The following is a 10430-nucleotide window of genomic DNA, read 5'->3' as shown; positions in this document are numbered from 1 at the left end:
CGCCGGTGGCGTTCGGCAGCGTCAGCGGCATCGAACGCTATGTCCAGACGGGCGGCTTCGTCACCATCTCTGGCGTTGCCGGGCTCGGCATCGCGGACCTGTCGGGCGGCCGTCTGGCGGGCCTGGCAGGATCGACGATCAATGCCGGGCAGATCACGGTGGCGCCCGGCGCCACCTTCGGTTCGGCCGGAACGGTCAATGGCAACGTCACCGTTGCCGGCACGCTCAGCCCGGGCGCCAGCATCGGCACGATGACGGTCAACGGCAATGTGGCGCTCGCCGCCGGGTCGGTTTCGCTGTTCGAGATCGCGTCCGCCAGCGCCGATCGCCTGCAGGTGAACGGATCGCTGAACATCGCCGCGGGCGCGACACTGCAACTGGCGACCAGCGGCACGATCCGCCCCGGCGTCTCCTATGACCTGATCGTTGCAAGCGGGGGGATCACCGGCAGCTACAGCAATGTGCTGAAGCCCGACAACCTGTTCGGCTTCGTCATCCAGCGGGCGGATCGCATCCAGCTGCTCGGACAGTTCCTGGGAGGTGCTGGCTTCACGCCGCAGGTGGCGCGATCGATCAACTATGCCAACGCCACGCTGCAGGTACAGCCGGCGACCAGCGACCTGTTCGCGGCGCTTCCCGCGCTGCTCGCCGCCGGTGGCGCATCCGATCCGCGCGCCTTCGCCCAGCTGACGCCGGAGGCCTATGCGTCGGCAACGCAGGCCGGCGTCGACAATGCGCTGACGCTGGCGAGTGCCGCACGCGGGCCGGCGTTCGCTACTGCCCGGGAGGACGCGGGGCCCTTCACCTTCGGCCAGATCGTCGGGCAATGGCATTCGCTGGGCGCGGACACCGATGAGGGGACGGCGGCGGCGCGCACGCGCGGCTACGGTTTCCTCGGCGGCGTCGGCTACGGCAATGCCGACTTCTCGATCGGTGTGTTTGGCGGCTACCTGGATTCGCGCCAGACGATCGGCGCGCTGGGTGCGCAGACCGAGAATGACGGCTTCGTCGGCGGCGTTCATGCGCGCTATGCGGCAAACGGCCTCGGTCTGACGGCGTCGCTGCTCTATGACGGGGGCGAGGCCACGACCACGCGTGCCCTGCCGGGCGCATCGCGCGCGAGCGGGCGCTATGATCTGCGCAGCTTTGCCGCGGACCTGTCGGTCAGCTATGCGATCGACATGGATGCCGAATGGTCGCTGCGTCCACGCGCGGGCGTCACCTATCTGCGCACCACGCGCGATGGCGTGGACGAGGATGGCGGCGCATTCGCGCTTCAGGTGGCGCGCGACCGGCATGTTGCGGGCTTCATCGACGGTGGGCTGACGGTGGCGCGGAGCGACGCCTCGACCGCAGCGTTCCGCCCGTTCGTCGGGCTGGGCGTGCGCTATCAGATCGAGGGGCGACGTAGCGACGCGGTGGCGGGCTATGCCGGCGGGCCGCTGTCGCTGACGGCCTATGGTGCGTCGCGTGCACGCGCGGTCGGCACCGTATCGGCGGGGCTGACCTATCGCCTGACGAGCGGGCTGGACCTGTTCAGCACCGCATCCGCACAGACCGGCCGGGACGATCATCAGGAAGCGATCACCACCGGCGTCCGCCTGCGCTTCTGATCGAAGGCGGCGACGGATCGGGCCTCACGGCGCAGCATGATGATTGCTGCGCCGTGAGCCCTGCCGGTCAGCTCCGGCACGGCACAGGGACAATTTGTCCAATTCTGTCGTGGGACAGGTGGCTTATGTCGGCGATGTGGAACACGATCATTCTGCCCCGCCCGATCACGACACGGATGGCGCCAAGTTTCGCTGGATCATGCGATGCGGCTGGAAGGGACTTTGTCCGCGTTGCGGGCAGGGGAAGATGTTCCGATCCTGGCTGACGATTGTGGATCGCTGCGACGCGTGCGACCTCGATTATCGTTTTGCTGCACCGGACGACGGGCCGGCGTTCTTTTCACTATGCATATGCGCGCTGCCGCTGATCGCCTTCGTGGTGTGGGTGCAGGTGGCGTTCGATCCGCCGGCCTGGGTGCACCTTCTCACATCGGTGCCGTTCATGGCGCTCGGCACCTTGCTGCCGCTGCGGCCGATCAAGGGATGGCTGGTCGCGTCGCAATATGTGAACCGCGCGCAGGAGGCGGGGACGCGCAAGCTGTGGGCGCAGCTGCACGGCACCGATCCGGGCCGAAGCGACTTCGACCAATAGAGTTTCTGGGGGATAACGGACGAGCGGCGCGGGTCGTTCGTGAACCGCGCCGCAGTGTCGCTCAGCGCGACTGCTGGTCGAACAGGCGGCGCAGGAACACCGTCTCGACCTCGCGCCGCAGATCGTTGTTGGGCTTTTTCAGAAAGCCATGACCCTCATCGGCGAAGAGGACGTACCAGGCCTCATTGCCGTTCGCGCGCAGCTTTTCCACGATCTGATCGGATTCGAGCTGAGGCACGCGCGGGTCGTTGGCGCCCTGCATCACCAGCATCGGCTTGCTGATGCGATCGACGCCGGCGATCGGCGACACGCGCTGCAGCACCGCGCGCATCTTGTGATCACGCTCATCGCCATATTCGGCGCGGCGGTTGTCGCGGCGATAGGCCTCGGTCCGTTCAAGGAAAGTGATCCAGTTGCTGATGCCGTAGCGCTCAACGCCGCCGACCAGGCGATCGGAATAATGCGTCATCACGGCGAGGCTCATGTAGCCGCCATAGGATTGGCCATAAACGGCGACGCGCTTCGCATCGAGAGTCGGCTGCTGGCCGATCCAGTCGAGCAGCGCGCCGATGTCCTTCACCGAATCCTCGCGCTTCTCGGCATTGTCGAGATTGAGATAGCGCTTTCCATAGCCGTCGCTGCCGCGAACGTTGGGCAGGATCACCGTCGCTTTCAGCACATCGGCGAAATATTGCGCGCCATAATTCCAAATCGGGCGGGTCTGCGATTCCGGTCCACCGTGAATGTCGATGATGACCGGCGTGCGCGTGCCCGGCGCCACGCCCTTCGGACGATAGACAAAGGCGGGGACGGAAAGGCCGTCGAACGATTTGAAGCGGATCAGTTCCGGTTCGGCGAGCGTCGCCGGATCGAGATCGCCCAGCTCCGAGCTGGTCCAGCGTGTCAGCGCGCCGCCCGTGACGTCCCAGCTCCATACGTCGCCGGCAGACGTGGCGGAGGTGAGGCCGATCGCGAGCTGCTGCCCATCGGGCGAGAATTTCAGCGCCGTCAGCACGCCCTTGGGCACGGTCGGCTGCGGCAGGGCGCGGCGGGTGACGCGATCCTGCACCACCACACGCGAAAAGCCGTCCTCGTTCACTGCATAGGCGAGCACGCGGCCGTCATCGGTGAGGTCGAAGCTTTCCACATCCCATTTCAGCCCCGGCGTCAGCACGCGCTGTGCACCCGTCGCGATGTCGATCTCGACCAGCTGGCGCGTGTCGCTGCCGGCATCGGAGATGGCGATCAGCGACTTGCCGCCGGGCAGGTAGCGCGGCTCCTGATAGACCGCAGCCGCCGCCTTGGGCGCGATGCGCTGCGCCTTGCCGGTGGCGAGATCGAGCTCGAACAGCTGGTCCTCGCGGTTCGACAGGCTGCGCACGAAGACGAGGCGCGACTTGTCGGGCGCGATGTCGGCCGGGCCCACGGCGCCGTCTGCCTGATACAGCGTGCGCGGTGCGCCGCCGGCCTTGGGATCCAGCCCGAGGATCGTATAGGCGGCGCTCCCCTTGGTGGCGCGCGCCCAGGCGAGAAGGGTGCCATCCTTGCTGAACACGGCGGACTGGTTGCGCGTGCCGGGCTCAGTCAGTTGCTGCGCCGTGCCGGTCAGGCCGCGCGTGTAGAGCTGAAACCATTCGTCGCCGCCAGTGTCGCGCATCATCACGAAACGGTCGGTGCCGGGGATCATTGTGGCGCTGGCGATCGGCTCCGCCCCGAAGGTGACCTGGGTGCGCGCGGCACCGGGTTTCGCCACGTGATGAAGCTGCTGCGTCGCGCCGAAGCGGGTGGCGATCAGCATCGACCCATCGGGCAGCCAATCCTCGAACTGCGCGGCGCGGCTGTTCTGATACCGCTGCACCGCCTCACGCACGTCGGCCGGTATCTCAGGCACGCCGGAAAGGGTGGCGGTGCCCACCTGGCGTTTGCCGATCGGTGCGGGGCTGGTCTGTTCGGGGCTGGTCGTCTGAGCAGAGGCCCCGGCGGCAAGCGCGACCAGGGTGAGCGAGGTGGCGAAGTGCTTGAACATGGCCGTCTTGATCGGCCGTGGATGCTTGCCGCGTCAAGCGGCAAGCGCGGGGCGGGTGGGGATCGCTCGTTGCCGCGGCGGTAGGGGACAGGGCTTCCCGGCAGGAAGGGTGCGCTCATCTCTAGCCGCTGCGTTCGGGGAGCCGTGGATCCCGGCGCAGGGCCGGGATGACGCAGCTTTTGTGGCCCTGGCCCGGGGCGAACGGATCGAGGGGAAGGCTTCAGGTTCGTGCGCGGTTCGCTGAGGCGGGGATGTGCAGGAGGGCTTGGCGCTTTCCCGACTGGGCCCCGGCCTTTGCCGGGGAGCAGCGGTCGTTGTTGGCGGGTCAGGAAGGCTGCGCTGGCGGTTCGGGCGCCGGATCGCTCGGGAGCGGGGTTGCGCCTGCCTCGTCATCCTTGCCCAGGACGTGGCGGACCTTACGCGCCAGTGCCTCACGCGTGTAGGGTTTGGACAGCAGCTCGACGCCCGGATCGAGGCGGCCGTGATGCACGATGGCGTTTTCGGTATAGCCGGAGGTGAAGAGCACGGCGAGCTGCGGCAGGCGCTCCTTCGCCCTGCGCGCCAGTTCGGGGCTGCGCAGCGGGCCGGGCATCACCACATCGGTGAACAGCAGGTCGATCGGAATGCCGCTTTCGATCACGCTGAGCGCGCTCGCCGCGTCGCGCGACTTCAGCACGCGATAGCCAAGTTCCGACAGCAAGGCGACGGCGGTGTCGCGCACCTCGTCATCATCCTCCACCACCAGCACGGTCTCGGAGCCGCCGCGCACCGGCGCAGCGCTGGTATCGGTGATCAGATCCTCATCCTGCACGGCGCGCGGCAGGTACAGGCGGATCGTGGTGCCTTCGTTCACCTCGCTGTAGATCCGCACATGGCCGCCGCTCTGCTTGACCAGACCATGGACCATGGACAGGCCGAGCCCGGTGCCCTTGCCCTCCGGCTTGGTGCTGAAGAACGGCTCAAACACCTGATCGAGGATCTCGCGCGGGATGCCCGATCCCGTGTCCGTCACGGCGATCATCACATATTGCCCCGGCTGCACATCATCATGCTGCCGGCAATAATCGTCGTCGAGATAGGCGTTGCGGGCCTCGATCGTCAGCCGGCCGCCGCCCGCCATCGCATCGCGCGCGTTGATCGCGAGATTGAGGATGGCGTTTTCGATCTGGCCGGGATCGATCAGCGTGTTCCACAGCCCGCCGGCGATGATCGTCTCGATCTCCACATCCTCGCCCAGCGAGCGGCGCAGCAGATCGTCCATGCTGCCGACGAGACGGCCGAGGTTCAGCACCTTGGGCTCGAGCGGCTGGCGCCGGCCGAAGGCGAGGAGCTGCGAGGCGAGCTTCGCGCCGCGCATCACGCCCGCCATGGCGTTTTCCACGCGCTTTTCCGCGCGCGGCTGGCCTGCCACATCGCGCGTCAGGAGCTGGAGATTGCCGCTGATCACCTGAAGCAGATTGTTGAAATCATGGGCGACCCCGCCGGTGAGCTTGCCCAGCGCCTCCAGCTTTTGCGATTGCCGCAGCGCCTGTTCAACCGTTTCGCGCTCGCGCGCCTCGCGGTGAAGCTGCTCCAGCGCCATGCGCAGCTCCTCCGTCCGCTCGGCGACGCGCTGTTCCAGCGTATCGTTGAGTTGGCGCAGCTGATCCTCGGCGCTTTTCTGGTCGGTGACGTCATAGCCGTCGACGAAGATGCCGGTCACGGCGCCGTTCGAGTCAAAGGTCGGCTGATAGACGAGGTGGACGAACCGCTCCTCCGACGCATCGCCGGCCGTACGCTGAAGCGCGACCGGCAAGTTCCGCCCGACAAACGGCTCCCCGCTGGCGAACACGCCGTCGAGCAGTTCGAAGAAGCCCTGCCCTGCAATCTCCGGAAGCGCTTCGCGGACCGGCAGCCCGATGAGATCGCGGTGCCCGACGAGCCGCAGATAGGCATCATTGACCAGTTCGAAGCGATGCTCCGGCCCCGCCAGGATGCACATGAAGCTGGGCGCCTGACGGAACAGTTCGTGCACCCGGTCCCGCTCGCGGGTGCGGCGCTCCATCACCTCGAGGCTGGCGAGGCGGGAGGCGATCTGGCCGGCGAGCAGCTCCAGAAAGCTCAGATAATCGTCGTCGGCCGGACGATAGGGATTAAGCCCGACCACGATGGCGCCGCGCGGGCGGTGATTCCGCCGGCCGGCGAGCGGCACGATGGCGACGTGGCGGGGCGGCCTGGCCCAGGCGCCGTGCGGCAGATCGCCGGCGGGCGCCTCCTCCACGATCGCGCCCTTGCCGGCGGATGCGCGAGCGAGGTTCCAGTGATCGGCGGCGGCGAGCGGATGATCCGGGGCGATGCCGGCGGACGCCACCAGCGCGGGCGCGGCATCGTCCTGGAACAGATACACGAGGCTGAAGGGCAGATCGCGGTCGTTGTACGACAAAGCGGCGCCGATGGCGGCGAACACTTCCGCCTGTTCCTGCGCGGCGGCCAGCCCGGAGGCGAGCTCCCGCAGGGCGGCGAGGCGCCGTTCGCTGATGACGCGGTTGGTTTCCTCCGACACGGCGCAGAACACGCCCTCGACCCGGCCAATGTCGCCGATCAGCGGGCTGTAGGAGAAGGTGTGGTAGGATTCCTCGGTATAGCCGTTGCGCTCCAGCAGCAGGAGCAGGGCGCGATCCCAGGTCGACTCGCCCGTCTGGTACACGGTGGCGAGCCGGTCCTTGATGTCGTCCCAGATCTCGGCCCAGAGCGTTTGCGTCGGAACGGCGAGCGAGCGGGGATGCTTGGTGCCGAGCGTCGGGCGATAGGCATCGTTGTAGAAGAAATTGATGTCCGGGCCCCAGCCGAGCCACATTTCGAAGCGCGACGTGAGCAGGAGGCGAAGCGCGACCTTGAGCGCGGTGGGCCAGCGATCCGGCGTTCCCAGCGAGGTGGCGGCCCAATCGTGCGAGCGCATGAGCCGCGCCATTTCGCTGTCGCCGACGAAGACGTCCGAAAAGGCTTCATTCGCGGGAACTTCGATCGACAATATGCTGGCTCCGACTGCGCAACCCGGCGCCTAGCGCCCGACTGTCATGAATGCCAGCGACACCCGATGGATCCGGACGCCGGCCCGATCGCGGCCGAGCGCGCTGCCGCGATCCCTGCCCGTCAGCCGCGACGCAGCCGCTGCAGGCGCGTGACCGCCTCGTCCAGGGCGGACAGGAAGCGGGAACGATCCTCCTTGCCGAACGGGGGCTGGCCGCCGACCCGGTCGCCGCCCGCCCGCAGATCGCTCATGATCGCGCGCACGGCCACCGCATTGCCGATCGAGCTGGTTGTGAAGGGGCGGCCGTTGGGGCCGATCACCGCGCCGGCATCGGCCTTCAGGCAGCGATCGGCGAGCAGGATGTCGGCGGTGACCACGACGCTTGCCGCATCCACATGCGCCGCGATCCAGTCGTCAGCCGCGTCGAACCCGCCGTCCACGACGATGCGGCTGATCAGCGGGTGCTGCGGCACGCGCAGATAGGCGTTGCTGACGATCGTGACCGGCACCTCCAGCCGATAGGCGACGCGGTAGATCTCCTCCTTCACAGGGCAGGCATCCGCGTCGACGACGATTCTGATCGGGTTCATCGCCCTTCCATGGCACAGCGCGCCGCCATGGCACATCGAGGCCGTGTCAGGCGCGGCCCATCGCGCGGCGCACCATGCCGTCGACCGGCGCATCGTGAAGGCGGCGATAGCGGGCCTCGACAAGGCCGAAGATGCCGAAGCCGAGCAGCCCGACCGCCACCACGACGTCCCACGGACTGGACAGCCAGGCGAGCGCCTTGTCCATGCCGCCCGCTGATTCGCCCTGTTCCTCAAACCCGGCGCGCAGCAGGAAATAACCGGTGATCATGAAGACCAGCCCGCGCGCGGCATAGCCGATCCGCCCGCTCCACTGCGCCCAGGGCTGACGCGCCACGGCGGGGTCCAGATACTCCAGGAACTTCGCCTTTACCGCCTTCACCAGTTGCAGGATGCCGACGCCGACCAGCACCAGCCCGCCGAGCATGACCAGAAAGCTGCCGCCCGGAAGCGACAGCGCGGTCTGCGCGCCCTCCTGCGTGGTGTCGCCGGACGAGGCCGCGCCCTGCATCAGGCGGATCGCCTGCCACGCCAGGAACAGGTGCACCACACCGCTGGCGGCGGCGCCCACGCGTTCCAGCGTGCCGTGCCGATCGGTGCCGTGGCGTTCGATATCGAAGGCGGCATCCGACAAGCGCCAGATGCCATAGCCGATCAGCCCGGCGGCCATCACGCCAAGCAGCAACTGCCCCCCGCTTTCGCCAAGGTAGCGAAGCGCGCCCGCCGGATCCTCCGCCCGGCCGGTGCGCAGGATCAGAAAGGCGATGACGAGGTACAGCAGGCCGCGCGTGGCGAAGCCGAGCCGGGTGAGGGTGGTGAGCCGTGCGCTGGCGTTCATGCGAATAGTCCTCTCGACCGGGCAAACCGCCGGATCGCGCGGTTCGTTCCGGCTGCGGCAGGATCGGCGGGGAGCGTGGGGATCATTGTCGCGACCGCGGTGATTTTTCCGGTGCACGGCCGCGGCGTGCCTGCCATCACCGGGGCTGGCGGAACAGCGCAAGGGACATGGCGATCCCGCGCGCCGCACGGCCGGCCCGACGACAGGAGGGCGGAACAGGAGAGAGGCGAATGGACCTGCAGCTAAGCGGAAAGACGATCTTCGTGGCGGGGGGCAGCCGCGGCATCGGCCTTGGCATTGTCGAGGCATGCCTCGCGGAGGGCGCGCGCGTGGCGATCACGGCGCGCGGCGCGGAGGCGCTGGCCGCCACCCATTCCCGGCTGGCGGATCGCCATGGCGCCGATGCGATCTGGAGCGCGGCGGGCGACATGACCGATCCCGCACAGGTCGAGGCGATCATCGGCAATGCGGAAACCACCATGGGGCCGCTGTGGGGCGCGGTGGCCAATGTGGGGTTGCATCCCTGCCCGCCGGGCATCGAGGTGGACGATGCGACATGGCGCGGCGGCATGGCGCAGAACCTCGATTCTGCTTTTTTCCTGGCGCGGGCGGTGCTGCGCCGCATGACCCCGCGCGGCGAAGGCTCCTTGCTGATGATCGGCTCGATCGCCGGGCTCGCGGCGCTTGGCACGCCGCTGACCTATGGCACGGCCAAGGCGGCGATGGGCCATCTGGCCAAAGAGCTTGCCGTGATCGCGGGACCGAAGGGCGTTCGCGTCAACACCATCGCGCCGGGCAACATCATCTTCCCAGGCGGCGACTGGGAAGAACGGTCAACCGGCGCGCGGGCGGAAAGCTGGTGGCGGTGGATCCGGCGGGAGGTGCCGCTGCAGCGCTTCGGCAAGCCGGAGGAGATCGGCAGCGTGGCGGCCTTTCTGCTGAGCCCGCTGGCCAGCTTCGTCACTGGCGCGATCGTGCCGGTGGACGGCGGGCAGGATCGCTGACCGCGCAAGCGCGCGGCGGGATCGGCGCTGGACAGCAAGTGCCGATGTGCGCAGACCCGCCGGCACGACTGGTGGGGAGCGAGCAATGGCGAAGCGGGGGCGGATCGCCCGGTTGATCGGATGGGCCATGCTGAGCGGGGGGATGATGGCGATCAGCACCGGATCACGCGCCGATGGCATCGAAGAGGCGCCGCCGGCGGCCAAGGCAGGGCAGACAGCAACGCGCGCACGCGAGGCCGGGCTTCGCTTCGGTATCCTGACGCCCGGGCCATTGAACGCGATCACCGACGTTGCCGGCGTTCGCGTGGGCCATGCCACGCTGATCGACGGAACGCGCGTCCATACCGGCGTGACGGCGATCCTGCCGCACGGCGACAATCTGTTCCAGAACAAGGTGCCGGCGGGGTTCAGCGTCGGCAACGGCTTCGGCAAGTTCGCCGGCAGCACGCAGGTGGAGGAACTGGGAGAGGTAGAGACGCCGATCCTGCTCACCAACACCTTGTCCGTCCCCGAAGCCGCCGCCGCCGCGATCGAATGGACGCTGGAGCAGCCCGGCAACGAGCAGGTTCAGTCAGTGAATGCGGTGGTCGGCGAAACCAACGATTCCTTCCTGAACGACATTCGCGCCCGAACCGTGACGATCGCCACGGCGCGGCAGGCGATCGACGCAGCCCGGCCCGGCGCGGTGGCGGAAGGCGCCGTTGGCGCGGGCACCGGCACCGTCGCCTTCGGCTTCAAGGGCGGCATCGGCACCAGTTCC

8 protein-coding genes are annotated in these 10430 nt (G+C 68.1%); 4 read left to right on the top strand and 4 right to left on the bottom strand.

What is annotated here, in order from left to right:
- Both AX702_RS18025 and AX702_RS18020 read left to right on the top strand, forming a co-directional pair.
- A partial coding sequence (locus AX702_RS18025; RefSeq protein WP_156455586.1) for an autotransporter family protein occupies positions 1–1613 on the top strand: 1613 nt, incomplete at its 5' end.
- A 199-nt stretch (positions 1614–1812) separates the two neighbouring features.
- Positions 1813–2205 (top strand): DUF983 domain-containing protein, encoded by a 393-nt coding sequence (locus tag AX702_RS18020; RefSeq protein WP_066781827.1) that lies wholly within the window; start codon positions 1813–1815, stop codon positions 2203–2205.
- 61 nt (positions 2206–2266) lie between these two features.
- Here AX702_RS18020 and AX702_RS18015 read toward each other — a convergent pair whose 3' ends face one another.
- From AX702_RS18015 to AX702_RS22215, 4 genes are all read right to left on the bottom strand, one after another.
- The gene (locus tag AX702_RS18015; protein WP_066781824.1) at positions 2267–4231 is read right to left on the bottom strand and encodes a S9 family peptidase; all 1965 of its coding nucleotides are present in this window, start codon (positions 4229–4231) and stop codon (positions 2267–2269) included.
- 325 nt (positions 4232–4556) lie between these two features.
- Complete coding sequence (locus AX702_RS18010) at positions 4557–7181, bottom strand: ATP-binding protein (protein WP_082746348.1); 2625 nt, start codon at positions 7179–7181, stop codon at positions 4557–4559.
- 182 nt (positions 7182–7363) lie between these two features.
- Complete coding sequence (locus AX702_RS18005) at positions 7364–7831, bottom strand: YaiI/YqxD family protein (RefSeq protein ID WP_066781826.1); 468 nt, start codon at positions 7829–7831, stop codon at positions 7364–7366.
- A 46-nt stretch (positions 7832–7877) separates the two neighbouring features.
- The gene (locus AX702_RS22215) at positions 7878–8666 is read right to left on the bottom strand and encodes a DUF1206 domain-containing protein (protein WP_066781823.1); all 789 of its coding nucleotides are present in this window, start codon (positions 8664–8666) and stop codon (positions 7878–7880) included.
- A 230-nt stretch (positions 8667–8896) separates the two neighbouring features.
- Between AX702_RS22215 and AX702_RS17995 the strand changes: the two genes are divergently transcribed.
- Complete coding sequence (locus AX702_RS17995; protein ID WP_066781822.1) at positions 8897–9670, top strand: SDR family NAD(P)-dependent oxidoreductase; 774 nt, start codon at positions 8897–8899, stop codon at positions 9668–9670.
- A gap of 85 nt (positions 9671–9755) precedes the next feature.
- Positions 9756–10430: P1 family peptidase (locus AX702_RS17990; RefSeq protein ID WP_231731933.1), on the top strand; the 675-nt coding region annotated here is incomplete at its 3' end.

The organism is Sphingomonas sp. CCH5-D11 (assembly GCF_001557395.1).
Lineage (GTDB): Bacteria > Pseudomonadota > Alphaproteobacteria > Sphingomonadales > Sphingomonadaceae > Sphingomonas.
Note: the sequence above shows the minus strand (reverse complement) of the source record. Positions and strands in the feature narration are given on the sequence as shown.